The organism is Flagellimonas eckloniae (assembly GCF_001413955.1).
Classification (GTDB): domain Bacteria; phylum Bacteroidota; class Bacteroidia; order Flavobacteriales; family Flavobacteriaceae; genus Flagellimonas; species Flagellimonas eckloniae.
In genome coordinates, this window is sequence record NZ_LCTZ01000002.1 from 391,241 (window position 1) to 418,026 (window position 26,786).

A 26,786-nucleotide genomic window follows, 5' to 3' on the forward strand; every position below is an offset into this window, starting at 1 on the left:
TGTCTTTAGGTTTTGGTTAAAGTTAGTGAATAATGAAGGTGATGTCAAACTATAATGGTTTTAACAAATCTTTATTTTCCCGAATGCCTTTTTTTAGATTTTCACAGAGCAAAATGGATTTGTCTATTCGGGTTTGGGAATTCTTGTACCTGGAAATCATGTATATAATTCCCCGTTTTTTTCCAGCAGTGAAGGATTCAAAAATTCTATGGGCATCCAGATCACTATAAAGTACTGCATTAAATTCCTCTGGCACCTCTACTCCATATTTTGAAGTGTCTTCAAAAAACTGAAGTTGAAAATAGTCATTGGGAAAAATTCCCAGTGCTTTTTGGTGGTTTTTGCTAAACATCATAAAATGGCTGCCATGTCTCTTCTGAAGGGCTGCATGGAATGTAATGCTTTTATCTTCAAAACTGGCTTCCACCTGGACTCTTTTGAAGCCTTTTTCCAGAAAAGGCAAGACAATATCATCGGGAATGGCCAAGTTATGGGTTCCCTGTACCGCGACTTCAAAAACTTTGCTTTTTAGACTCATTAGGAAACTAAAAATAAGACAGTTCTATAAAAAGAACTATTTACGATTTCAGATTAATCACTTTTTTGGACCTTTTTCTTTTTAAACACACTTCTTAGGTCAGGATTGTAGAAGAACCCTATTTGCAAACGATCAAAAACTGCATTGGCAAACTGGTTTCGAAGATATCCAAATTGAATGCTGCTATTTTCGGTAATATTGATTCCCAGAGCTCCATACAAACGATTTTGTCCAAAAAGATCATCTTGTAGGTTGATGAACAACTCATCATAAAAATTCAAGAAAAAGGTATTGGTCAATGGTAAAGTCATTTGTATACGATAACGTGCACGGTGCTCTGTTCTTGAAAGGTCTATTTCTGGGTCACTTGTGATATCTCTTGCCTCAATGAAACGCTGTTCCAAGCGATAACGATGTTCAAAGAGAAACTCCCAAACTTTGTTCTTTAAGATAAATTGTTGAAATATTCGATTTTCCTTGGAGTTCGCCTCACTTGGACTATCTTGGAATATGCCATCTGTTTCGATGAAACCATACCCCAAAGTTGCTATAGCATTGGGATTGATATGATAGTTCAATCCGGTTCGTAGGAGCAGTTGATTAAAGTTTGAGGTGGTTTCATAATAGCGAAACTGAGCCTCAGTATGCAGACTGAAACGTTTCGAAATTTTATTGGTTCCAAAATACATGTACCATGCTCCTAACTCGTTTTCACCAGTTTGCTGTGCACTCATTTGAGCTAGTGCAAAAAACAACAGCAAAAAACCTAAAACCTTTCTCATTAGTCTATGCTAAATGTTTCTGTCTCTTTAAACGGGGATAAATCCAAGGATTCAACAGATGCTCGATAAGGTGTCCACTTTTCTTGAAAAAAGCTGTTGGTCTTGTCAATAGCCGTTTTTAAATCATCTTCGGCGAATTTAATCAAATCATTTTCAGTTTTGGTCAGTCCGGTTTTTCGACTACCAACATACCAACTTGCGGTGTTGATACGCTGGGTAACCGTTAGTTCAGGATTACGGGTAATACCCTGGCGTTTATCTTCTTTGCCTATATATTGCGCCACAACAGAATCAATTTGTTTTACGATATCTTTTGAAGCCTTTATTTGGTCTTTATATTTTTCTTCGTCCAAATCTTTCATCTCCTTTTGGAATTTATTTGCCAAATTCTTGCTTTCTATCAATTGTTTTACTGCATCTGCTGCCATTTGCGTATATCCTTCCAATTTTTTTCCAGTATTGTAAACCTCAGTAGTGGCAGCTTTTGAAACAGTTATCCTTGGGTCGGTTTCTACCTTAATGGATGTAGAGTCCGAAACCATACCATGACTAACTTTTACCTTATATGTACCAGGTTTGACCTCAATTCCACTTGGTTCCTTTTTAGACGTACTAATCTTTCTAGAGGGTCTATCAGGTCCTTTTTCATCAAGTGACCAATAGATTCTATGAAATCCAGATTTTTCTGGAGTTTTATATTTCAGGGTTCGAATCAACCTGTTTCCATCAAAAAAGTCAAATTGAATAGAATCTTTCTTTTGTACTCCTGTTAGCTCTTCTTTTTTAGGTGCGGATTCAGTGTCTTTTTCTTCTTTGTCCTTTTCATCATCATTTTTGGGTTCTTCTTTTTTCTTGCCGTCCTTTAAGTAATAGGTGATCATTGCACCGTATTTGCGGTTTTCTCCATTGTATAGGGCATCTCCCCCAAATCGGCTTCCCGTTGCTTGTTGATAAGCGGCCAAATATGCTGTGGGACTATTAAAAAGTTTAATATCCTTTTGAAGGATGGTATTCTTATTGGCAAGAGCTCTTAAGGGGCGGATATCATCTAAAACCCAAGCGGCCCGTCCAAAAGTACCAATGACCAAATCATGTTCTCTAGGGTGGATTACTAAATCTTTGACTGAAACAGTTGGAAAACCTTCAGTCCACTTTTGCCATTTATTCCCAGCATCAAAAGAAACGTAAAGCCCATCATCAGTACCCAAAAACATCAAATTAGAATTTTCAGAGTCCTCAACTATGGAAAGGGTATAGCTTTCCACATCGCTTGCATCAACAATTCGAGTCCATGTTTTACCATAATCTTTGGTTCGATATGCGTAGGGTGTATAATTGAACCTTCTGTAATCATTGGCAATCAATAAAGCTTCTCCTTTGTTCTTTTTGGAAGCTTTAATTTGGGGAATCCAACTTCCTGTCGGGAGTCCTTTTATATTGGAAGTTACCTCTGTCCAGCTGGCGCCTCCATTTTGCGTATAATGTACTTTTCCATCATCCGTTCCTACCCAAAGCATATCTTTTTCAACAGGAGAAGGCTCAATAACCAAAATGGTACAATGGTTTTCTGCACCAGTGGCATCCATGGTGAGTCCACCACTCTCACTTTGTTTTTGTTTTTCCTTGTCATTGGTGGTCATGTCAGGTGAAATTATTTCCCATGTCAGGCCCTTGTCAGTTGATTTATGCACAAACTGACTTCCAAAATATACCGTACTATTATCAAAAGGGTCTTGGCCTATTCCTGCATTCCAGTTAAATCGCAATTTGGTTTTTGCATCTGGAGGTGTAGGTCTAACTGTATAATTATTTCCTGTTTTCCAATCATATCTGGATACATAACCCTGTTGACTCATGGCATACCCAAATTGGTTGTCATCCAAATCAGGAACAACATCAAAACCATCCCCAAAAGCAATTTCTTGCCAGTAGCTATTGCGGATACCCTGAGCTCTCCAAGCATAGGCAGGGCCTCGCCATGAACCATTATCTTGCATGCCGCCATATACATTATAGGGATATTCATTATCAATATTTATGTGATAAAACTGGGCTACAGGCAGATTGCCGATAAACCGCCATGTTTTACCACCATCTTTGGTAATATTCATTCCCCCATCATTGCCATCAATCATAAATTGCCCGTTTTCAGGATGAATCCACCAACTGTGATGATCTGGATGTACACCATTATCAACCCCATAGGCAGGCATCAATTGGGAGAAATTTTTTCCACCGTCCTCTGAAGAATTTACATAGGTAAAAACAGAATAGACACGATTCTCATTCTCTGGGTCAACAAAAATATCTGAGTAATAGAATGGCCGATTACCAATATCATTTTTGTCATTGATTTTCTTCCATTTAAAACCGCCATCTTCGGATTTGTACAGCGCATTCTTTTTTGCTTCTACCAAAGCGTAAACAATATTGGGTTTGTTTTTGGCAATGGCAATACCAATCCGACCCAGTTCTCCTTTGGGTAATCCATCTTCATCTGTCAATTCTTTCCAGTTATCTCCTCCATCATGGGTCATATAAAGTCCACTACCTTCCCCTCCAGATTTAAAAAACCATGGGTCTCGTTTATGTTCCCACATGGCGGCAATGAGCTTATTTGGATTGGTTGGGTCCATGACCAAATCGGCTACCCCAGTTTTATCGTTTACATACAGAATCTTTTTCCATGTTTCGCCTCCATCTGTGGTTTTATACACTCCACGTTCAGCATGAACACCCCATGGAGAACCTATCGCACCAACATAGACCACATTCGGGTCGGTAGGGTCGATAATTACACGGTGGATATGTCTGGTTTTTTCCAATCCCATGGATTTCCAGGATTTACCTCCATCCAACGATTTGTAAATTCCGTACCCTCCATTTAAACTATTTCTTGGATTTCCTTCACCAGTACCCACCCAAACAACTGATGGGTTTGATTGTTGAATTGCAATTGCACCGACCGAGGCAGTAACCTCCTTATCAAAAATGGAACTCCATTTAATTCCACCTGAAGTTGATTTCCACACTCCACCTGAAGCGGTTCCAACGTACATTACATCTGGATTGGTGGTTACAACATCTATAGCGGTAACACGCCCACTCATTCCACCTGGACCTATGTTTCTTGGCTTCATATCCTGAATAAGGTCCATGGAAAATTCTTGGCAAAATAGTATGGTTGATGCAAAAAGCATCGCAAGGGTAAGTATTTTTTTCATGCTGATTCTTTTCAATTCAAAAGTATAATTATTTAATTATGACCAATATGGCAACCGCAGCCTGGCCTTGTAAAACTTTGTGCTTCTTCATGCCAAGGGAAAGCTGCATTGTATTTATTGTTTTCCCACCAAAACTTGCCACGGTCACTTTCCGTATTTCCTATTTCGTTTAGGGAATCCGTATCATAAAGTCTGCCATTGACCATGGTATATTTCACGGTTTCAGTATTGCGAATATCTTCTAAGGGGTTCTTGTCCAATACAATTAAATCCGCCAGTTTGCCCACTTTCAGTGAACCGATATCAGACCCGGCACCAATATATTCCGCTCCATTAATGGTTGCCGCTTTTAAGGCTTGCATATTGGTCAATCCACCTTGATGAAGCAACCAGAGTTCCCAATGTGCACCAAGGCCTTGCAACTGCCCATGCGCACCTAAATTAACTTTTACACCTTGATTAGTCAGGGCTGTAGCCGTTTTGGATACCAAAATATGGCCGTTTTCATATTCTTCATCAGGTATCATGGTCCGATATCTTGATCGTGAATCCACCAAACCTCTTGGGGTATATTTTAAGAGTTTTTCGTTTTCCCACACCTTATCCTTTTGATAAAACCAATATTCTCCATTCATGCCGCCATAGTTCACAATTAGGGTAGGCGTGTACCCTGAGTTACTTGTTTTCCATAGTTCCGTGACATCTTTGTAAACAGGGGCCACAGGGATGTTATGTTCTATTCCGGTATGGCCATCCATTATCATGGACATGTTATGATAAAAGGTCGAACCTCCTTCAGGAACAACATTTATTCCCAATTCGCGTGCAGCTCGCATTACCTGTTGCCGCTGATCACGTCGGGGCTGGTTGTAACTTTTTACCGATTTTGCCCCAAAAGCTTTAGTTCTACGGATTGCTGATCTTGCATCATCCAGGCTATTGATTTCAGCTTTAAAGTCCCCATCTGCACCATAAAGAATGATGCCGGTTGAATATAAACGTGGACCAATCATATCTCCGTTTTTAATTAATTCAGACATCGCAAATATGGATTCAGTGTTGGCAGATGGATCATGTGAGGTAGTGACTCCAAAAGCCAAATTTGCATAAAGCTGCCAATGTTTTTGTGTGGTGAGTCCGTACCTAAAACCCCCAATATGTGCATGCGCGTCTACGATCCCCGGCATTATAGTCTTTCCAGAAACGTCAAAAATCTTGGCATTTTTTGGAACATTTATTTCATTGGATTTACCTAGATACTCAATCCGGTTTTCATTTACAATCAAAGTGCCCTGTTCAATTACTTCGTCTCCTTCCATGGTAATAATTCGGGCATTGGTGAATGCAATTCGTCCAGAAGGTTTATCTGTTTTGGATATCAATCCAATTTTGGTGCCTACACTATCTAATTTTGCCACTTTTTCAGGAGAATCAGGAAGGAAAGTGTATCTGTCCTTAATTGCATTTGCAAAATATTCATCCCCCAAAGTCCAAAAGATTTTTTTACTGTCCTTGGACCAATTTAGATTGATTCCTGCATCCTTCGAAATCTGCGATACGGGAACAGACTTTGTTTTATTGTCCAAATCGATTTCTTTTCCATTAAGAACCAAAGGTGCTATATAGGCCTTGTGCAGATTTGTAAATGCAATCCATTGGTTGTCGGGACTAGGCACTAACCGATTGGCATACTTTGACTTCACATGTGTTTTTTCATCTTTACCATTGAGGTCAATTGATTTTAAGTGTTTCGTTAATTGACCAAAATAAGTGCCTCCGGTTTGATAAAAAATACGTTTGCCATCTTTTGAAAACATAGGATATTCACCTTCTTCAGAAATCAACTTTTGATTGGATCCGTCGGGATTCATTATATAGACACCCGTTTTTTTGGAAAAGCTTCTTCCTTGGTCATTATTTCCAGGTTCTTTTCTAAACGTAATCATAGTTCCATCTGGACTGAAAGAAGGGGTTCTATAAATACCTTTTGCGGTAGTTATTTTTTTTGATGCGCCTCCTGTCAGGGCAATTTTATGTATGGCTCCCAGATCTTCATCATTCCAGGTAACGTATGCAATAGTTTTTCCATCTGGTGAAAATGCTGGTTCAAATTCAAAATTGGAATCGTTTGTCAACCTTTTGGGTTTTCCGTTGGGTAATTTTTTAGACCATAAATGCCCTAATGCATTAAATACAAGAGTTTTTTCATCTGGAGAGGTAACCGCATGGCGAATTACTTTGGCGGTAAATTGATCTGGTGCCACAGGAGAATCAACCCTAAGGGTTTCTGCAATTTTGATATTGGCATCAACTGTAAAGGGAATATTGGTTACTTCCTGGGTGTTTATAGCTATTCGGTAAATTTTTCCCTTGTTCCAGAATACAATTTCCTCATTGTTCGGCATCCAACTAAAATTTGGATACACCCCAAAAATCGCCCATGCTTCCTGCTGATCTTTATTGAGTTCATCAAAAATTGGCCACTCCTCACCGGTTTGTAAATCGTGTAGATATAGAACGGTTTTGGTACGTACTCTTTTTACAAAAGCAAGCATTTTACCGTCTCTTGATAGTTGAGGTCTGGCCGCCCCTCCAGGGCCGCCCGTTACCGTATTGGTTTTGCCTGTCTGAAAGTCATACCGTTTTATGGCATAGATCTGTTTATTAGGGTCTTTGTTGTATTGAAAAAAGCCTCCAGGATATACATCCTCACTATAATACAGATATCTTCCATCTGGGGATATACAAGGTTCGTTTACATCCTGTTGGTCATTCTTACGTTTGGTCAGTTGTAGGCCTGAACCCCCAGAAATATGATACTGCCAGATTTCACCGGCCCCCAATGAGCGTTGTGAGGTAAAATGTTTTCTTGCCACAAGGTAGTTACCGTCGGGCATCCAGTATGGATTGTTGAGTAGTCTAAATTTTTCTTCTGAAACTTGTTTGGCATTTGAACCATCAACATCCATTAGCCAGATATTGTCCCCGCCACCGGCATCACTGGTAAAAGCTATTTTTGTTCCATCTGGACTAAAACGTGGTTGTACTTCAAAAGGGATTCCTGATCTAAGTGTTTTTGCATTTCCACCAGAAATAGGCATGATGTAAATATCTCCAAGAAGGTCAAAAACGATATTTTTCCCATCTGGACTTACATCAAGATTCATCCAAGTACCTTCATTTGTAGTGAATTCGTGCTCTTTGTAATTAAATTGCCCTTCTGGGTTGGATACATCCCATTTTTTATCTTCTTTTTTTTCTTTCTCTTGCGCGAATAGGGGAATTGATGCGAAAAGCACCACAAGGGTGAGTAATTTTTTCATTTTTGAGTCAGTTGAATTAGTCGGTTAAAGATACCAAAAAGAGCAGTCGAAATTCTTAACGTGTTGTTAACGCAATTATCTGCTCCCAGGGTTTCGGTATTTAATGTTTTTCAAACTCGATTCCACAATCTCAACAATTCGTTTTAGTCTTGTTTCTTTCCGTTTTGCTTGATTAAGCCAATACAAATAGCTTTTGCGTTGACTCTTGGTGAAATTTTGAAAATTTTCAAAGGCCAGGTGATTTTTATCAAATGCACATTGCAAATCATTTGGAACAATACCATTTTCCACATCGTCCAATGCTGTCCAAGAGTCATTCTTTTTAGCAATTTCTATACTCTCTAATCCACTTTCGTGCATTAGGCCATGAACCATTAAATTTTTGATATGGTCTTTATTAACCTTGCTCCAAACACTTTTTGGCTTTCTGGGACAGAAATATTGTCTGCGCCTACCATTTCCAAGACTTTTCACAGTACTGTCTATCCATCCATAGCATAGTGCTACTTTGACCGCCTCTTCCCAACGCATGCTTTCCATTTCATGGTTTACTTTATAAAAAATTAGATATATGCCTTTGGATAGCTTATGATTTTCATGAAGCCACTTACGCCATAAAGAATCATCCTTAAAATAGTATTCTTGAATATTTTTCATCAAAAGTGATAGTAAAAGAGCGCTATGTTATAAATTTTTATCATAAAATATCTGACTTTTGAAAGAATAAGTAAACACGAAATGTATTTTAGCAGTTCTAATAATTCTTTACTAAGTTATCAATTCATGAAAAAAGTTTTAGTCGCTTCCCTGATTGTTATGGGTTTTATTTTTAATAGTTGTAATAAGAAAAGGGATGGTAATCCAAAGATTTTGATTTTTTCCAAGACTATGGGATATAAACACAAATCTATTCCAACAGGAATTGATGCAATTAAAAAATTGGGTGCGGAAAATAATTTTAGTGTCGATACAACAACTAATGGGGATTTGTTCACGGATGAAAACCTAAAAAACTATTCAGCAATTGTTTTTTTGAGCACAACAGGAAATGTATTGGATTATCAACAGGAAGCGGCTTTTGAACGCTACATACAATCCGGTGGAGGATTTGTAGGAATCCATGCAGCAATGGATACCGAATACGATTGGGGCTGGTACGGCAAGTTAGTGGGGGGATATTTTCAAAGTCATCCAAGTGGAACGCCGGAGTCCAATTTTGTAATTAAGGATAAAAACTTTGGAGCAACCAATTTTTTCACTGATTCGATTTGGACTCGAACAGACGAACTGTACAATTTTGATAAGTTCAACACCAATGTAAATGTTCTTGTCACTGTCGATGAGAGCACATATGAAGGCGGTACTATGGGGGATTTTCATCCTATGAGCTGGTACCATGAATATGATGGTGGAAGAGCTTTTTATACAGCTGCAGGGCACACCGATGAGAGCTTTTCCGAGGAATTGTTTTTAAAGCACTTGCTGGGGGGGATACAATATGCAATTGGAGAAAATTTGGTTTTGGATTATGGTAAAGCTACAACCCAGATTCCGCCCGATATGGATAGGTTTTCTAAAAAGCCATTGCTCACCGGAACGTTTTATGAGCCAACGGAAATGACAATATTGCCCAATAATGATGTCCTGATAGCACAACGAAGGGGAGAGATAATGCATTATTCTGCCGAAACAGGTAAAGTAAGTCAAGTTGCACTTTTGGATGTTTATCATAAAGTATTGGAAGCTGAAGGGGTAAATGCCGAAGAAGGTTTAATGGGATTGCAAAAAGCCCCAGATTATGAGACCAACCATTGGGTGTATGCCTTTTACGCGCCAACTGGTGATAAATGGGTAAACAGATTATCACGTTTTAAGTTCAAGGATAATGTTTTCGATTTGGAATCCGAACAAGTGATTCTTGACGTGGACAGCCAACGGGAGATATGTTGTCATACAGGAGGATCTATAGCCTTCGGCCCTGATAAATTGTTGTATTTATCCACAGGCGACAACACTACGCCATTTAATGAAAGAGGTGTTGAATTCGTAAGTAAGGGGTACGGACCTTTAAATGACATTCCAGGCCACGAGCAATATGATGCGCGAAGATCTTCCGCCAACACCAATGATTTACGTGGTAAAATTATTCGAATAAAGGTCAATGAAGATGGAAGTTATGATATTCCCGAGGGGAATTTATTTCCTGTAGGTATGGAAAAAACAAGACCTGAGATTTATACCATGGGACATCGTAACCCCTACCGTATTTCGGTTGACCCTAAAAAAGGGTATGTGTATTGGGGGGATGTTGGTCCAGATGCCAGAAAAGACGATTTGAAACTCAGAGGTCCTCGCGGGTATGATGAAATGAATCAAGCACGGAAAGCAGGAAATTTTGGATGGCCATTATTTATCGGGGACAACAAACCATATGTAGCCTATGACTATGAAACCGGTGAAAGCGGAGAGGCATTTGACCCAGAAAAACCGATAAATAATTCAAGGAACAATACAGGACTAACCGAATTGCCTCCAGCGATGCCGGCTTATGCCTTTTATCCCTATGTAGAAACCAAATATTTCCCACAGGTGGCAACAGGAGGCAGGAATGCCATGGCGGGACCTACGTATTATGCCGATATGTATGATAAAAGTGTGAGTCTACCTGGCTACTACGATGAAAAAGTGATTATCTACGATTGGATTCGTGGATGGATGAAGGCAGTTACACTTTTTGAGGACGGTAGCTTTAATAAAATGGAACCGTTTGGGTCAGACATAAAAGTGAACAATTTAATTGATATGGAAATGGGGCCTGACGGGCGTCTGTATCTTTTGGAATATGGTTCTGGATGGTTTTCGCAAAACCATGATTCTGGGTTGAGTTATGTAGAATATAACGGTGGAAATCGCCCACCTGTGATTGATAGCTTAACTGTGGATAAAACCTCAGGAAAACTTCCGCTTACAATTTCTGCCGAGGTTGCAGTTTATGACAAGGAAAAAGACGCTATAGCCTATATCTGGGATTTTGGAAACGGGGAAACCCAGGAAACAACGACCCCAAAAACGTCCTACACGTACCAAAAATCGGGACAATTTAAATTATCAGTTACGGCAAAAGATGCGAACGGGGCTGAAAAAGAAAGCGAAAATATTGCTGTTAATGCCGGGAATTCAAAACCAGAAATTGCTATTGTACTCAATAATTCAGATTCCACCTTTACTGAAGGAAAATCCATTTCATATACTATCAAGGTTACGGACCCAGACGGTGCTGACACCATTGATGCTTCCAATATTTTTGTTGCGGTCGATTATTTGGAAAGCCTTGATGAAGTTGGAATGTCGGTAGGGCATCAACAAATATCATCTGTGGTATCAGGAAAAGCCTTGACACAGAATTTGGATTGTAAAACCTGCCATAAAGAGAAGGAAGCTTCAATTGGACCATCGTATTTAGATGTATCCCTTAAGCATAAAACTACGCCACGGGCAAGTACCTATCTTAGAAATAAGATAATTCTTGGTGGAGGCGGAATTTGGGGCGAAGTGGTAATGCCGGCACACCCAGATGTTACCCAAAGTGAGGCAATTCAGATTGTTAGGTACATACAATCCTTGACGGATACGGGTAAAAAGAAACGCAAGTCGTTACCTACTTCGGGAACAATTACTCCAAAACCGGAGCAGGGAGATAAAGTTATGGTATTGACGGCAAGTTACACCGACAATGGTGAAGGCGATTCCCAGCCACTCACAGCCTTTAATTCTGTAAAACTAAAGCGAAAAGAATAATATTATAGTTTTTGGTGCTCAATGTAAAAGTTTTCATCAAAAACAACATTCTGGTTTTGTAAGGTTTCCGTCTTCCATTCTTTGCTTGGGAAAAGCCATTTTTCGGTTTCTCCAGTAAAAACTCGGACGGGCATATCAAAATCTTCAACGATATCCACGTATCTGTAGGTGATGGTAGTATCGTCTAGTTTGTACTCCAATTTAGGAATTAGGGTAGTACGCAAATATTGGTTGAAAAAAGCGGATAGGTCTTTCTTTGTTTTTTTGCTGATGTAATTTTCAATCTGTTCTGTAGTAACCGTTTGGTGGTAAAACTCGGCATTTAATCCTCTAAGAACTTGTCTCCATAACTCATCATCCTCGATGAGTTGTCGCAAGGTGTGAAGCATATTGGCTCCTTTGTAATACATATCTCCAGAACCTTTATTGTTCACATTGTAAGTACCTATAATGGGGCGGTCATTTTGAATGTTTGCGCGTGTTCCTATTACGTATTCTGAAGCAGCTTTTGTACCAAAATGATAATCTAAATACAGGTTTTCTGAGTAAGCGGTGAATCCTTCATGAATCCACATGTCCGCAATGTCCTTATAGGTTATATTATTGGCAAACCACTCATGCCCCGCTTCGTGAATGATTATAAAATCAAACTTTAAGCCCCATCCTGTCCCGGAGAGGTCTTTGCCCAAATACCCATTTTGGTATTTGTTACCATAGGTAACCGAGCTTTGGTGTTCCATACCCAAATAGGGGACTTCTACTAATTTAAAGCTATCTTCATAAAAAGGATAAGGCCCAAACCAATGCTCAAAAGCTTCCAACATTAATGGGGTTTGTTTAAACTGTTTTTTCGCTTTTTCCAGATTATCATGCAAGACATAATAATCTAAATCTAAGGTTCCCTTTTCACCTTCATATTTTTCTCCAAAATTTACGTAGTCCCCAATGTTCACATTTACCCCATAGTTATTTATGGGATTGGATACAAACCAGTCATACAATTTATAGCCTCCAAAATCATAAAGATATTCTTCCCTTAATCGGCCATTTGAAACAGCAACTAAATCCTTTGGAACATCAATGGCAATACGCATACTATCGACCTCGTCATACATATGATCTTTGTTGGGCCACCAAACACTTGCACCCAAACCTTGGCAAGAGGTGGCTACAAAAGGTTTACTATTATCATCTTTTTTCCAGGAAAAACCACCATCCCATGGGGCTCTTATAGCTTTTTTAGGATTTCCAGAATATTGTACATACAATTCGTTATACTCCCCCGGAACTTGTTTTTTCTTTAAATGGATGAAATGAGCCGAACCGTATGAAGTGTAATCAAGGTCTATATTGTCCTGCGATACTGCATCTATTTTTAGAGGTTTTTGTAAATCAATTTGAATAATATCTGATTCTTCCAAAACTTTATACCTGATGATGTTATAACCAGCAATAAACTCTTTTTCAGGTTGCACCTTAATGTTCAGGTTGTAATAGTTAACATCCCACCAAGCACGTTCAGGAGTAATACTTCCCCTTAAAGTGTCTTGTTTGGTGAAATTTTGGGCATTGGAAAAAAATAGGGTAACTAAAAAAAGGACGGTTGCAAAACGTATTTTCATATGTTGACTTAAAACTTTTTAAACTTATTTTGATTTACTATCTAAATACTTTATTTGGAAATACAACTGGACTTTCATGGCCATCCTTACCCACAGCCGAAACTCCAAAGAAATAATTGTCAATTACTATGCCATCTAATGTGGATTCGTTTACGTTCCCAACATATTTAAAATTGTCCCAAGTAGGGGAGGTGGTGTCTCTCCAATAGATTTTATATCCCACGGCGCCTTCAACTTTGCTCCACTTTAGTTTTGCGGAAGGTTCAACAATACCACCAATTTCTACTGTTGTTGGAGCAGGAGGGCCCCAAGCAATGGAAGCCAAGTTTATAGCATTTACGGCCGTTAACTTTTTTGCATATTCAAAATTCACATGTTCCAATACATCACCGTAAGCAATGCCATCTTCCACACGAATATCTTGATGTTGTTGTGTGTAATTTTCATGGGACTCCATAATCCGGATACCGGCAAAACCGGCATCATTGAATGGTCTGTGGTGTCCACCTCGTCCAAATCGATCTAAACGATAAATCATCATAGGGTTCATTTCAGGCATATAAGTTTTAGTGGTCTTATAAACATATCGCGCCAATTGCCTGGAAATTCCATCTACCTCTCCACCATAGAAACGCCTTGCACGGCGTTGTTGTTCAGTTTCTGTTGGTGGCACAGGCTCAGAAAAAATTCTAAAATCACGGTTACTAACAACTCCACTCACCCCAGTGATGTTTCCAATCATGTCGTTATTCAAGATACCAACAATATTCCATCCCTTTTCCTTAGCATGCTGTGCAAGTCCCTTTCCCCCATATAAACCTTGCTCTTCCCCAGAAAGTCCAACAAAAATTATACTGCTTTCAAAGTCATATTTGGAAAGTACACGTGCGGCTTCAATAGTTCCTGCCATTCCACTGGCATTGTCGTTGGCACCTGGAGAATCAGAGGAAAAATCATTGGGGTCACTTACTCTGGAATCTATATCACCACTCATAATTATGAACCTGTTTGGATATTTGGAACCTCTTTTAATGGCTACGACATTAACAACCCAAACATCCTTCACAATCCGTTGTCCTTCTCCCTTTTTAACTAAATCTTTTTGATAAAAAACCTCCAGACAGTCATTGCAAGCGGTGGAAATCTTTTCAAACTCTGTTTTTATCCAACGTCTTGCGGCACCAATCCCACGTGTTTGTGAAAGCGTATCACTTAGTGTATGTCTAGTTCCGAAATTGGCAAGCGTCGTAATATCTTTTTCTATCCGCTCTGCCGAAACTGCACTTATAACATCGTATAAACGAGAATCTGATTGCGAGAAGCAGGTTGAAGCAATACCCAAAGAAAGAACTAATAGTGTTTTATTGAAGTAAGACATATTATATTGGAGATTAATTAAATTTATCGAAGAAAGGTTACTTTGGCAATCTTGCCATTTTCTACTTCATAAATAGCCACGGCACTAAAATTCATATCATTGGCTGTAATGTATTCTTCATCTATGACTTTATTTCCGATTACTATCCTTTTTTTTATTTCACAATGAAGATTGGGCACATTTTCAAAGAAAGAACTGTAATTTTCTTTCATAGCTTTCTTACCCTCTGAAATTAATTTGTTAGGGTAATCAAAAAGCTTAATGGTTTCAGAATAGGTTTCCATAAATGCATCAATATCTCTTTTATTATAAGCATCAAGCTGTTTTTGAACAATGTTTACAGGCGATTCTTCTGCCACAAAAGCTAATCGATTTCCACTTGGGTTGATGGCCATGCGAGAGATATTGTTAATTTCCTCTTGTTTGAACTTCATTACAACTTGCCATTCAACGTCCATTGCAACATCAAACTTCATTATGGATTTTCCTGCTCCTGTGAGGATAGTGTTCTTATCCAACCAGCATATGTCTTCTGCATTTTTATACGTGTTGGCTATTTTTTTTATGGTCCCGGTACTGGGGTTCAAGGACATTATCTCCCATACTTTTTTCTCTTTGCTGATAAAACTCACCAAATCTGAACTGGGAATTTTCCACAGACTACGGCCTACATTTTTTTTAATTGTCCTATTGGAATTGTCTTTTAGGTTACTAACCACCAAATCCATTCTGTTGTCTATCAAAACAGATGAAACCAAAATGGAATCAGTGTACCAGACATGGTATCCTACTTTTAAATCTTCTACAATTGGAACCGATTCGCCCGTATTTATGTCATATTGATACAATCGTTGCAATCCATCCAAATCTAGGCGAATGGCAGATATTGCATCCTTATTTGGAATCTTTAATGGGGAGTACTCGCTACCTGTTGGGGTATTGGAAATCCATGAACTTGTGCTCCCTGCTTCTATATTGAACCGTAAAATATCCGTCTGATCGTCTCGGGTTGAGGAAAACAGCACTGTATTGTTGTTTAAGAAAGAGGGTTGATTGTCATACCCTTCATTATTTGATATGTTCTTTGGGTTTGACAGAACAGGATTACCAAGTTCCATTTTTAAATCGAAAAGATAAACCTCTGTATTTATCTGTCCTTTTACAGCTACGGCAGTAAGAAGAAATAAGGCTGATACTAATCTGAAATTCATTGTTCTGTAAATTGTTTGAGTAAATCCCTCACGCGTTTAGTGTTTTCAACGTGATATTTGGCTTGGGTCTTCTTAAGTCCAACTTTAACTGTTACCGCAGAATCAGGAAGTTCCTGAAACATAAATTCATCAGTCCAATCATCTCCAATAGCAAAGACAAAATCGTATTGATCTTCGCCCAACATTCGCACAGAAGCCCTGCCTTTATTTACATTACTGCTTTTTACTTCCATCACTTTGTTTCCATTTAGTACACTAATATCATCATTGCCAATTAAACTGGTCAACACTGTATTTAGTTCCGTAGCTCTTTTTTGACCAAAGTCTGGATCCGTATTTCTGTAATGCCATGCCATTGAATAGTTCTTTTCTTCTATAAATGAGCCGGGCGTTCTATCCACAAAAGATTCCAATACGGGTCGTATTTTTTCCATCCAATCACCTTTCACGTTCTCCAATAATTTAAATTCCTCCCCTTTTCTCGAAATCCAGACACCGTGTTCCACAATCATATTGTAATGTTTGGGTAAAAACCATCTGGAGAAGGTCTGTTTATCCCGTCCGCTGATTAAAAACAAGGTGGTATCTTCTTGTTGATGCAGCTTGTCCAAAATCTCGTACAATTCTTCATCGGGCGAAGCCTTCTGTGGGTCTTTGTCGAACCCAACAAGAGTACCATCATAGTCTAAAAACAGAAGTCTTTTTTTTGATTTTGAATACTCTTCAGTGATTTCATTCAAAATGGTGTTAGACATTTTTTGGGATACGAAGGTATAATTGTCCTCACTTTTCCGGTTGAGCGCGCCCATAAATTCATTGGCCCATACTTCTACATTATAGCGTTCAAGTCTATTTTGAAGAAACATATTTCTTGCCATCTGTTCTTCTTTGGGCATAGTAATCGCCCTTTTTAACGTATCAGCCTGTTGCTCAAAATTGTTGGGATTAATTAGCAATGCCTCATTCATTTCATTGGCAGACCCAGCCATTTCACTTAAAATCAAAACACCGGTTTTATCAGTACGTGTAGCTACATATTCTTTTGCCACCAGATTCATTCCATCGCGAAGCGGTGTAAGCCAAGCAATATCACTTGAAGTATATAGGTCAATAAGATTTTCAAAAGGCAATGATCTATAGAAATACCAGATTGGTGTCCAATTTACGCTAGAAAGTTCTCCGTTTATGCGTCCAACTAATTCATCAATCTCTTTTTTAAGCAATTTATATTGAGGAACATTGGAACGGGAGGGAACGGCCAATATAATTAATCGAACTTTTTCCTTGTATTCAGGATACTTATTCAAAAAGTATTCAAAAGCGTTGATGCGTTTGGCAATACCCTTACTATAGTCCAATCTATCTATGGACAAAATAAGTTTGGTATCTGGAGCCGATGCCTTATGACTATCTAATTTTTTTTGAAAATCGGTTCTATTTTCTTTGGTTATTTGTTCGTGGGCTATGGCAGCGTCCTTAAATTTTTTGTAATCAATTCCCATAGGGAAAGAATCCACCTTGATTACCCGATTGTCCAGATAAATATCATTGAAGCTAACTTCTAAACCTAGCAACCTCCGCACAGAACTTAAAAAATGCCGTTCATAATCGTAGGTGTGAAAACCAATCAAATCAGAGCCTAGCAGACCTTCCAAAACTTCTTCACGCCAAGGTAAGGTTCTAAAGATCTCGTATGAAGGAAAAGGAATGTGCAAAAAGAAACCTATTGAGGTATTTGGGCGTTTTTCCCGGACCATTTGTGGTACCAACATTAACTGGTAGTCATGTACCCATATGGTATCGCCTTCATTGGATTTTTCAATGATGGCATCGGCGAATTTTTGGTTTACCGCTTTATAGGTGTTCCAAAATTCCAATTCAAATTCTGAGTACTCCAAAAAATAATGGAATAGCGGCCAGACTGTTCTATTGCTAAATCCAAAATAGAACCCTTCCATTTCTTTTTCGGTAAGATTGACTTTTGCACAGGCGTGTTGTTCCAAGGCTTTGTCAATGTCAGCTTCAAGCTCAGGGGGAGTTTCTTCATCCGTTAGTCCAGACCATCCAATCCAGAGACTTTCGCCTCCACTATGTACGGATTTCATACCTGTTGCCAAACCACCAACACTAGGTATTGCTGTTAGGCCGCCATCACTTATTTGTAATTGTACTGGGAGTCTATTGGAAATAATTATAGTTTTACTCATTAAAGGTGATTTTAGGGCAAGTTTGTAATAAAATTCCTATTTTATCGATTTATAATAAGGTAAAAGCCTACAATAACCAACAGAAATATTAATCCTTACTATGGACAACCTAAATTACGGAATAATTGGAAACTGCAGAAGCGCTGCAATAATTTCTGATACTGGTTCTTTGGACTGGTGTTGCTTACCCCAATTTGATTCTACTTCTGTCTTTGCAAAACTACTTGATGATAAAAATGGAGGGAGCTTTGAAATAAGGACAAAGTACAATTATGAGATTCATCAAAAATATTTTAGAAATACAGCAATACTTGTAACCAGGTACTCTGATGGGGAAAATACCTTTGAGGTTCATGACTTCATGCCCAGATACCACAAGCTCAATGGAAAATATAATGCGCCACCAGAAATTGTCCGTTATGTAAAGCATATTTCAGGGACACCTAAATTTAGTGTGCACTATGACCCCAAGCTTGAGTATGCCCAGGGTAAAACGACCAATCACGCCAAGACCAATTTCATAGTCAGTCTTACCAGCAAGAAAAAGTTCGACACGCTTTTTCTCTATACCAATTTCAATAAAGAGATGGTGTTGGAGGGTGGAGAAATAGAATTGAAGGAAGATGGCTATTTTTTGATTTGTTACAACGAAAAGATTTTAAAGCCGACCACGGAAAAAATGTCTTTGGAGTTGGAACGCACAAAGATTTATTGGCTGGATTGGGTAGATAGAACCCCTGATTATAAACAATTCAACAAAGAAATCATCAGGAGTGCCATTACGCTAAAGATGTTGACTTATGACAAGACCGGTGCAGTACTTGCTGCTGCTACCACATCCTTACCCGAAACTATAGGGGAAGTACGTAATTGGGATTATCGTTTCTGTTGGATCAGGGATGCTTCAATGGTGATAAAGGTAGTATCAGAATTGGGACACAAAAACTCTGCCAGGAGGTATTTACAGTTTATTATTGATTTGATGCCCGATAAGGATGAAAAACTCCAGATTATGTATGGCATCAACAAGGAAAAAAATCTTACCGAAAAGACTTTAGACCATTTGGAAGGTTACCGAGGCTCAAAACCTGTCCGAATAGGGAATGCCGCCTATAAACAGAAGCAGAACGATATTTATGGCATTCTAATGGATGTTATTTATGAGCAGTTGGCTAAGTTTAGCAATGACATTGAAAATGGTGAAGACCTATGGAGTATTACCAAGGGTATTGTTTGGATTGTAAGCAAACACTGGAGAGAACCCGACAAAGGAATCTGGGAATTTAGGGGAGAGGATCGTCATTTTACCTTTTCCAAAGTATTGTGTTGGGTTGCTATAGATCGAGCCATAAAGGTGGCCAAGATTTTTGGTAAAGACCGAAAAATACAGAAATGGACCGCTCTTGAACAGGAAATGAAAGAAGATATTCATGAAAATGCATGGAACAGCGAGGTAAATGCATTTGTACAATCGTATGGATCTCATCATTTGGATGCCTCTGTATTGTTGATGGAATCCTACGGTTTTATTCATGCAAAGGATCCTAAATTTGTCAGTACGGTCAGGGCAATTGAGGATGATTTGAGCAATGACGGATTACTTTATCGATACAAAAACGAGGATGACTTTGGATTGCCATCATCATCTTTTACAATCTGTACATTCTGGTTTATTAACAGCCTATTTAAAATAGGGGAAGAAGAAAAAGCATTGGCACATTTTGAACGATTGTTAAGTTATAGCAACCATTTAGGATTGTTTAGCGAGGATATTGACTTTAAAACAAAGCGTTTGTTGGGTAACTTCCCACAGGCTTACTCACATTTGGCTTTGATTGAATGCGCCATCAATTTTTCAAAAAAGAAGAGTGAGGAGAAGATTTTGGAAACCATAAGTTAAAGACCCATAAATCCATCTGTTGTAACATTATATTTTTGAATGAAAATCCAACTAACTGCAGTTTTTATGCTTATCTCCACCGTTGTTTTAGCCCAAAAAGATTTTGAACCAGGTTATTTTATAGACAATTTTGGTAAAATTTTTGAATGCCTTATTAAAAACGAAAACTGGACCCGTACACCTAAAGAGTTTTTTTATAAACTCGATGAAATGGAAGAGGTGAAATCATTGGATGCCTATAGTTGCCAAGAATTTCAAATTGGCGAAAGTGTTAGGTTCAAAAGAATGAGAAAAGATAATTTTAAGTCAAATTCTGACTTGAAGCGAGGTGAGTCAGGGTTAACTGAGCCCGTTGCAGAAAAAGTTTTCGTTCAATGTCTCGTAAAAGGTCTTGCCTCCCTATACCTATTTACAGATGGAAGTGGAGATTTGTTTTTATTCAGCAAGACCGGTACAGAAATTAAACCTCTTGTTTTTGAAAAGGAAACCAATGGAGTGAGCAACCTTTCAGGTAACAATACATTTAAAAAACAATTGATAAAGGAGTTTGAATGTGGTAACGCTCCTATTGTTCAGGAAATTAAATACTCCAGAAATTCCTTGATTAAGTATTTCGAATACCTAAATACATGCTCGGGAGACAACAATCATGTGGTTTTTAAAAATACTTTTGACCAGTCTGAACCCTTTTTTGTCAATTTGAAAGCATGGGCTGGTATTCAGAACAATACTTTTGCCAAGGGAAGCCAGAACGCACCTGTCACATATCCTGACCAAAGTTTGCCCAAGTTCGGATTGGAGCTAGAGCTTTTTCCCAGATTGTTTGGTATTACAAATGTTTCTGGATTGTTGGCAGTAAACTATTTTGCCGCAGAAAATGAATTCCAAGGGATGTCCCAGAGTGAAATATCTGTAACGGAAACAGATTTGAAAGCAAATTACAAAATATTGGAAGCGGAAATAGGACTTAGATTCTATATTAATATTGGTCCCAAAAGCGCTATTTTTCTAGATGGAGGTTTTGCATTAATTCCATTCTCAAATACCCAACTGGAACAGATGACGACCTTGACAATTTTGGGGAGAGAGCCAACATTTTCGGAACAACAAAGATCCTCACCCTTGGATAACGGAAATGGAGGGTTTTATGGTTTTGGATATAGTTATAATAAAAGATTGTACGTCAGGTTTAGTGGGAGATCACCGCAAAATATTATAAGTCCCAACATACCAGCTTTTCCTAATGATGAAGTTTCAGGAAAATCGATATCACTTGGATATTCTTTCTGGTAAAATAACTTAATAACATAAAAAAACCGCTCCTAAAGGAGCGGTTTCCAAATCAGCTTTGTTTCAGCATTATTTGAATTAGTCAAAGTTATACCCATTATCCGCTGCAACCTTGTCCGCAATTTGGGTGCGGAGTGCCACGACATTGGGTTGATTTGTATATTTCGTAAAACGTTTTAGTCCCATTAACATCATTCGTTGTTCATCGCCCTCTGCAAAAGAAACAATGGCTTCCTTTCCTTTCTGGTTGATGATGTCCACTGCTCTGTACAAATATAGTCTAGACATTGCAATTTGAGAAGTTTGGGAATCTTCGCCAAACTTTTTGACATTTTTCTCCGTTCGCAAGATAGCGGATTCCGACAAATATACTTGAATTAAAATATCTGAGGCAGACATCAATAACATTTGATGCTCTTCTAAACTTGGGCCATATTTTTGAACTGCGCTTCCGGCTATCATCAAGAAAACCTTTTTTAATCTGGCCACTAAGTCTTTTTCTTCAGCAAAAAGCTCTGAAAAATCAGGAGTATCAAAAGATGGAATTCCCATGAGTTCTTCTCCAACGGCGGTTGCCGGACCTAATAAATCCACATGACCTTTCATAGCCTTCTTTACCAACATTCCTACAGCCAACATTCTATTTATTTCGTTGGTACCCTCATAAATTCTAGATATACGGGCATCTCTCCATGCAGACTCCATTGGTGTATCTGCACTAAAGCCCATTCCTCCAAAGATTTGAATGCCTTCATCCGTTGTTTCCTGTACATGCTCGGAAACGGCAACTTTTAAAATAGAACATTCTATGGCATATTCCTCAACTCCTTTAAGTTCTGCTTCTTGATGCGAATTGCCATCTGCTTCACGTATCGCAATTCTATCTTCAATATTTTTGGCTGCGCGATAACAGGCAGATTCATCCACATATGCATTGGTGACCATGTCTGCGATTTTAGCCTTAATAGCACCAAAATTTATGATAGGTGTTTTAAACTGAATACGTTCATTTGCATATTTGATAGCTTCTGTAGCTACTCTTCGTTGTGCCTCTAAACATGCTGCCGCCAATTTAATTCTACCAACATTAAGGGCGTTCATGGCAATTTTAAACCCATTACCCCTTTCAGAAAGCATGTTTTCCACAGGAACTTTTGTCTCGTTGAAAAATACTTGACGGGTAGAGGAGGCATGAATCCCCAATTTCTTTTCTTCATCACCTAAGGTAATTCCATTGGCAGGGTCATTTTCAACAATAAAACCTGTGATGTTTTTATCATCTTCGATTCTTGCAAAAACAATGAACAGACTGCAAAATCCAGCATTGGAAATCCACATTTTTTGTCCTGTAATGCTATAATGTTTCCCATCTTCAGAAATAACTGCTTTTGTTTTTCCTGAGTTAGCATCTGAACCAGCACCGGGCTCTGTTAGACAATACGCGCCAAACCACTCACCTGAAGCTAGTTTAGGAACATACTTTTGTTTTTGTTCTTCAGTTCCATAAAGTGTGATTGGCATTGTACCAATACCTGTATGGGCGCCAAATGCAGTACTGAACGAACCTGTGGCACCCGAAATATAATCGCAAACCAACATTGTGGAAACAAAACCCATTCCCATTCCGCCATAAGCCTCGGGAACCGCCACGCTTAACAAGCCAAGTTCACCTGCTTTTCGCATGGTTTCCTCGGTGTAGGCATAGTCTTTTTTCTCAAAACGTTCCCAATGCGCCCAAAGTTCTCTATCTACGAACTCTTTGGTACTTTCACGCATCATTTTCTGTTCTTCGTTCAAGTCTTCCAGGGTGAAAACATCTTCACAATTGGTCTCTTTCACCAAAAATTGACCACCTCTTAGAATTTCTTTATTTAGGGTTTCAGTACTCATAGCATTACTATTTAATTCATTCTAATTCAAAAATTCATAGATACCCGCTGCGCCCTGTCCTGTTCCTACGCACATGGTTACCATTCCATATTTCCCTTGCATATTGCGTTTGCGCATCTCATCAAATAGTTGCACGGAAAGTTTGGCGCCCGTGCAACCCAGGGGATGCCCCAATGCAATTGCTCCACCATTTACATTTACAATTTCTTGGTTTAAGTCCAATTTGCGCATGACCGCTAAAGATTGTGATGCAAATGCCTCATTCAATTCTATTAGTTCAATATCGTCCTGCTTCATTCCAGCTTGTTTCAATGCTTTTGGAATCGCTTTTACAGGTCCAATTCCCATGATTCTTGGTTCAACCCCTGCTGCAGCATAATTCACCAAGCGTGCAATGGGTTCTAAGTTCAATTCTTTCACCATTTCCTCACTCATTACCATTACAAAGGCTGCTCCATCACTCATCTGGGAAGAATTTCCGGCTGTTACACTTCCGCCTGCGGCAAATACAGGACGAAGTTTATTAAGTGTTGGAATGTTAGTGCCTTTTCTTGGTCCTTCATCCTTATTTACGGTATATGTTTTTGTTTCTTTTTTACCGGCTTCGTTTACAAATGTGTGTTCTACATCAATAGGAACAATTTGATTTTGAAAACGATTTTCTTCTTGCGCTTTTAACGCTTTCATGTGAGAACTGTAGGCAAATACATCTTGATCTTCCCTAGAAACCTTGAATTGTTGGGCTACGGCTTCGGCAGTCAAACCCATTCCCCAGTAATAATCCTCATTACCTTCTTTTGCGGTTGCATAATCTGGAGTAGGTTTATAACCTCCCATAGGAATATAGCTCATGCTTTCAGCCCCACCTGCAATAATACAGTCTGCCATACCTGACTGAATCTTTGCTGTAGCAATTCCGATAGTTTCCAATCCAGATGCGCAATATCTATTAACGGTAACGCCAGGAACATCATCAACATTAAGCCCCATTAGTGAGATTAAACGGGCCATATTTAGGCCTTGTTCCGCTTCTGGCATTGCATTGCCCACAATGACATCATCAATTCTTTTTTTATCTAGGCCGGGCAATTCATTCATCATGTGCTCAATGGTTTCCGCTGCCAACTCATCCGGTCTTTTGAACCGAAACAACCCTTTGGGTGCTTTACCAACCGCTGTTCTATATGCTTTTACGATATATGCTGTTTTCATTCTAATTTCTTAAAGGTTTGCCAGTTTTCAACATATGCTGAATCCTTTCCAGTGTTTTTCTTTCGGTACAAAGTGAAAGAAATGCTTCACGCTCAATATCTAAAAGGTATTGCTCAGAAACATAACTAGCCTCCGATAAGTCGCCACCTGCCATTACATAGGCCAATTTGTTGGCTATTTTCTTATCGTGCTCCGAGATGTAATGTCCAGCTTCCATAGAATCTGTACCGACCAAAAACATTCCCAATGCCTGTTTTCCAAGAACCTTTACATCTTTTCTTTTGGATGGTTGCGTATACCCAGCTTCTGCCATTAATTTGGCATGTGCTTTGGCTGTAGCAATTTGTCGGTCTTTGTTTACGACGACTACATCTTTTCCTTTTTGAAGGATTCCTAAATCGAAAGCTTCATACGCTGAGGTTGACACTTTTGCCATTCCAATAGTCAAAAAGTACTCTTGGAGTACATTTAATTCAACATCATTTTTTCTGAAAGTATCAGATGCCCGCAATGCCATTTCCTTGGAACCTCCACCACCAGGTATTACGCCAACACCAAACTCTACTAAACCAATATAAGTTTCAGCTGCCGCGACTACTTTATCTGCATGTAGCGAAAGCTCACATCCACCTCCCAGGCACATTCCATGAGGTGCAGAAATGGTTGGAATTGATGAATATCGCATGCGCATCATGGTATCTTGGAACATTTTGATGGCCATGTTCAGCTCGTCATATTCTTGCTCAACTGCCATCATAAAAATCATTCCAATATTGGCTCCAACTGAGAAGTTTGCGGCTTGATTGCCAACAACCAATCCTTGAAAATCTTTTTCAGCAAGATCTATGGCTTTGTTGAGTCCAGCCAAGACATCACCACCTATGGTGTTCATTTTGGATTGAAATTCCACATTTAAAATTCCATCACCTAAATCCTCTACAACAACGCCACTATTTTTATAGACTTCATTGGATTTTCTAATATTATCCAGAATGATGAATGCATCTTGTCCTGGAACTTTTTCCATCTTCTTTTTGGGGATATCATAAAAATGGGTAGCACCATCTTTGACAGAATAAAAGGTGTCAATACCGGACTCTTTCATTTCATTAACCCAAGAAGCAGCTTCTAAACCTTCAGCTTTAATAAATTCCAAGCCTTTATCCAGCCCCACTGCATCCCAAATTTGGAATGGTCCATGTTCCCATCCAAAACCAGCTTTCATTGCATCATCAATCTTATAAAGCTCATCCGTTATTTCAGGAATACGATGCGAAACGTAGGCAAATAAGGCTCCAAAACTTTTTCTATAAAATTCTCCGGCTTTATCTTTTCCTGAAGTCAAAACTGAAAAACGGTCAACAACCTTATCAATGGTCTTGGTCAACTCTAAAGTTGCAAACTTTGCACTTTTTTTAGAGCGATAGTCCATTGAATCCAAGTCCAAAGTGAGAATTTCACTTTTACCCTTATCGTCCTTTACCTTTTTGTAAAACCCTTGTCCTGATTTGCTCCCCAACCATTTGTTTTTCATCATGGTGTTGATGAAACCTGGTAGTTTAAACAGTTCAAGGCGTTCGTCTACTTTACAATTTTCATGAATTCCATTGGCAACATGAACCAAGGTATCCAAACCAACGACATCAACTGTACGGAAGGTTGCGGATTTTGGTCTACCGATAACCGGACCAGTTAGTTTGTCAACTTCTTCCACTGTCATGCCCAAATCCTTAACGGCATGGAATAGACTTTGAATGCTAAAAATCCCTATTCTGTTGCCAATAAAAGCAGGAGTATCTTTTGCTACTACTGAAGTCTTACCTAAAAATTGCTCTCCATATCCATTTAAAAAATCCAGTACTTCTGGTGATGTCTCAGGACCTGGAATAATTTCAAAAAGTTTTAAGTATCTGGCAGGGTTAAAAAAGTGTGTTCCGCAGAAATGCTCTTTAAAGTCACCACTTCTTCCTTCACTCATGAATTTTATAGGAATACCGGAGGTATTGGAGGTAATTAAAGTGCCTGGTTTGCGGTATTTTTCAAGGCTTTCAAAAACCTTTTTCTTAATATCCAATCGTTCAACAACAACCTCAATAATCCAATCTACTTCATTGACTTTAGATATATCATCTTCAAGATTTCCCGTCGTAATTCTACTGGCAAATTTTTGGTGATAAATAGGGGAGGGTTTGGACTTTAATGCTGCCGATAAGGAGTCATTGACCAATCTATTTCGGACAATCTTGTTTTCAAGGGAAAGCCCTTTGGCCTTTTCCTTATCGTTAAGTTCTCTTGGAACTATGTCCAGTAACAAGACCTCGACCCCAATATTGGCAAAGTGGCAGGCAATACCACTACCCATAATACCAGAACCAATAACGGCAACTTTGTTGATATGCCTTTTCATTAAA

Annotated in this window: 15 protein-coding genes; 3 read left to right on the forward strand and 12 right to left on the reverse strand. The window is 38.8% G+C overall.

Annotated features, from left to right (window positions below):
• Window positions 1-49: 49 nt before the first annotated feature.
• The 5 genes from AAY42_RS01665 to AAY42_RS01685 all read right to left on the reverse strand — a co-directional run bounded on the left by AAY42_RS01665 (window position 50) and on the right by AAY42_RS01685 (window position 8,524).
• A complete protein-coding gene (locus AAY42_RS01665; RefSeq protein WP_055392271.1) occupies window positions 50-538 on the reverse strand; it encodes a YdeI/OmpD-associated family protein in 489 nt (162 codons plus the stop codon).
• Between the two features lie 53 nt (window positions 539-591).
• Window positions 592-1,320, reverse strand: a complete 729-nt coding sequence (locus AAY42_RS01670) for a DUF2490 domain-containing protein (protein ID WP_055392272.1) — start codon at window positions 1,318-1,320, stop codon at window positions 592-594.
• Window positions 1,320-4,544, reverse strand: a complete 3,225-nt coding sequence (locus AAY42_RS01675; RefSeq protein WP_055392273.1) for a WD40/YVTN/BNR-like repeat-containing protein — start codon at window positions 4,542-4,544, stop codon at window positions 1,320-1,322. The genes AAY42_RS01670 and AAY42_RS01675 overlap by 1 nt, the downstream gene beginning before the upstream one ends.
• A gap of 32 nt (window positions 4,545-4,576) precedes the next feature.
• Window positions 4,577-7,867, reverse strand: coding sequence for an amidohydrolase family protein (locus AAY42_RS01680; protein ID WP_055392274.1), 3,291 nt, complete (start codon window positions 7,865-7,867; stop codon window positions 4,577-4,579).
• 75 nt (window positions 7,868-7,942) lie between these two features.
• On the reverse strand, window positions 7,943-8,524 hold the full coding sequence (locus AAY42_RS01685; RefSeq protein ID WP_055392275.1) for a YdeI/OmpD-associated family protein: 582 nt from the start codon (window positions 8,522-8,524) through the stop codon (window positions 7,943-7,945).
• A 126-nt stretch (window positions 8,525-8,650) separates the two neighbouring features.
• Here AAY42_RS01685 and AAY42_RS01690 point away from each other — a divergent pair, with 126 nt between their 5' ends.
• Window positions 8,651-11,665: a ThuA domain-containing protein gene (locus AAY42_RS01690; protein ID WP_082433536.1), complete on the forward strand. Its 3,015-nt coding sequence runs from the start codon at window positions 8,651-8,653 to the stop codon at window positions 11,663-11,665.
• 2 nt (window positions 11,666-11,667) lie between these two features.
• Here AAY42_RS01690 and AAY42_RS01695 read toward each other — a convergent pair whose 3' ends face one another.
• Genes AAY42_RS01695 through AAY42_RS01710 form a run of 4 tightly spaced genes read right to left on the reverse strand, consistent with a single transcriptional unit; the run spans window position 11,668 to window position 18,083 of the window.
• Window positions 11,668-13,287 (reverse strand): M1 family metallopeptidase, encoded by a 1,620-nt coding sequence (locus AAY42_RS01695; protein WP_055392277.1) that lies wholly within the window; start codon window positions 13,285-13,287, stop codon window positions 11,668-11,670.
• Window positions 13,288-13,324: 37 nt separating this feature from the next.
• Window positions 13,325-14,665, reverse strand: a complete 1,341-nt coding sequence (locus AAY42_RS01700) for a M28 family peptidase (protein ID WP_055392278.1) — start codon at window positions 14,663-14,665, stop codon at window positions 13,325-13,327.
• Window positions 14,666-14,688: 23 nt separating this feature from the next.
• Window positions 14,689-15,876: a nuclear transport factor 2 family protein gene (locus AAY42_RS17875; protein ID WP_082433295.1), complete on the reverse strand. Its 1,188-nt coding sequence runs from the start codon at window positions 15,874-15,876 to the stop codon at window positions 14,689-14,691.
• Window positions 15,873-18,083, reverse strand: a complete 2,211-nt coding sequence (locus AAY42_RS01710) for a bifunctional alpha,alpha-trehalose-phosphate synthase (UDP-forming)/trehalose-phosphatase (protein WP_055392279.1) — start codon at window positions 18,081-18,083, stop codon at window positions 15,873-15,875. The genes AAY42_RS17875 and AAY42_RS01710 overlap by 4 nt, the downstream gene beginning before the upstream one ends.
• 100 nt (window positions 18,084-18,183) lie before the next feature.
• On the opposite strand from AAY42_RS01710, the gene AAY42_RS01715 reads away from it, so the two are divergent.
• Together AAY42_RS01715 and AAY42_RS01720 are read left to right on the forward strand one after the other, a co-directional pair.
• Window positions 18,184-19,983, forward strand: a complete 1,800-nt coding sequence (locus tag AAY42_RS01715; protein ID WP_055392280.1) for a glycoside hydrolase family 15 protein — start codon at window positions 18,184-18,186, stop codon at window positions 19,981-19,983.
• A 39-nt stretch (window positions 19,984-20,022) separates the two neighbouring features.
• Entirely contained in the window at window positions 20,023-21,276 is a 1,254-nt protein-coding gene (locus AAY42_RS01720) for a hypothetical protein (RefSeq protein WP_055392281.1), read from the forward strand.
• A 75-nt stretch (window positions 21,277-21,351) separates the two neighbouring features.
• On the opposite strand, the gene AAY42_RS01725 is transcribed toward AAY42_RS01720, so the two are convergent.
• Genes AAY42_RS01725 through AAY42_RS01735 form a run of 3 tightly spaced genes read right to left on the reverse strand, consistent with a single transcriptional unit; the run spans window position 21,352 to window position 26,782 of the window.
• Window positions 21,352-23,163 carry an acyl-CoA dehydrogenase family protein gene (locus AAY42_RS01725; RefSeq protein ID WP_055392282.1) on the reverse strand — a complete coding sequence of 604 codons (1,812 nt, stop codon included), beginning with the start codon at window positions 23,161-23,163 and terminating at the stop codon, window positions 21,352-21,354.
• A gap of 21 nt (window positions 23,164-23,184) precedes the next feature.
• Entirely contained in the window at window positions 23,185-24,375 is a 1,191-nt protein-coding gene (locus tag AAY42_RS01730; protein ID WP_055392283.1) for an acetyl-CoA C-acyltransferase, read from the reverse strand.
• Between the two features lies 1 nt (window position 24,376).
• Complete coding sequence (locus AAY42_RS01735) at window positions 24,377-26,782, reverse strand: 3-hydroxyacyl-CoA dehydrogenase/enoyl-CoA hydratase family protein (RefSeq protein WP_055392284.1); 2,406 nt, start codon at window positions 26,780-26,782, stop codon at window positions 24,377-24,379.
• Between the last annotated feature and the right edge of the window lie 4 nt (window positions 26,783-26,786).

Excerpts from the sequence above, each read along its gene's own strand:
- AAY42_RS01725 (WP_055392282.1), bottom strand. The coding sequence starts at position 23,163 with ATGAGTACTGAAACCCTAAATAAAGAAATTCTAAGAGGTGGTCAATTT.
- AAY42_RS01700 (WP_055392278.1), bottom strand. The coding sequence starts at position 14,665 with ATGTCTTACTTCAATAAAACACTATTAGTTCTTTCTTTGGGTATTGCT.
- AAY42_RS01680 (WP_055392274.1), bottom strand. The coding sequence starts at position 7,867 with ATGAAAAAATTACTCACCCTTGTGGTGCTTTTCGCATCAATTCCCCTA.
- AAY42_RS01670 (WP_055392272.1), bottom strand. The coding sequence starts at position 1,320 with ATGAGAAAGGTTTTAGGTTTTTTGCTGTTGTTTTTTGCACTAGCTCAA.
- AAY42_RS01710 (WP_055392279.1), bottom strand. The coding sequence starts at position 18,083 with ATGAGTAAAACTATAATTATTTCCAATAGACTCCCAGTACAATTACAA.
- AAY42_RS01675 (WP_055392273.1), bottom strand. The coding sequence starts at position 4,544 with ATGAAAAAAATACTTACCCTTGCGATGCTTTTTGCATCAACCATACTA.
- AAY42_RS01730 (WP_055392283.1), bottom strand. The coding sequence starts at position 24,375 with ATGAAAACAGCATATATCGTAAAAGCATATAGAACAGCGGTTGGTAAA.
- AAY42_RS01695 (WP_055392277.1), bottom strand. The coding sequence starts at position 13,287 with ATGAAAATACGTTTTGCAACCGTCCTTTTTTTAGTTACCCTATTTTTT.
- AAY42_RS01715 (WP_055392280.1), top strand. The coding sequence starts at position 18,184 with ATGGACAACCTAAATTACGGAATAATTGGAAACTGCAGAAGCGCTGCA.
- AAY42_RS17875 (WP_082433295.1), bottom strand. The coding sequence starts at position 15,876 with ATGAATTTCAGATTAGTATCAGCCTTATTTCTTCTTACTGCCGTAGCT.
- AAY42_RS01685 (WP_055392275.1), bottom strand. The coding sequence starts at position 8,524 with ATGAAAAATATTCAAGAATACTATTTTAAGGATGATTCTTTATGGCGT.
- AAY42_RS01665 (WP_055392271.1), bottom strand. The coding sequence starts at position 538 with ATGAGTCTAAAAAGCAAAGTTTTTGAAGTCGCGGTACAGGGAACCCAT.
- AAY42_RS01720 (WP_055392281.1), top strand. The coding sequence starts at position 20,023 with ATGAAAATCCAACTAACTGCAGTTTTTATGCTTATCTCCACCGTTGTT.
- AAY42_RS01735 (WP_055392284.1), bottom strand. The coding sequence starts at position 26,782 with ATGAAAAGGCATATCAACAAAGTTGCCGTTATTGGTTCTGGTATTATG.
- AAY42_RS01690 (WP_082433536.1), top strand. The coding sequence starts at position 8,651 with ATGAAAAAAGTTTTAGTCGCTTCCCTGATTGTTATGGGTTTTATTTTT.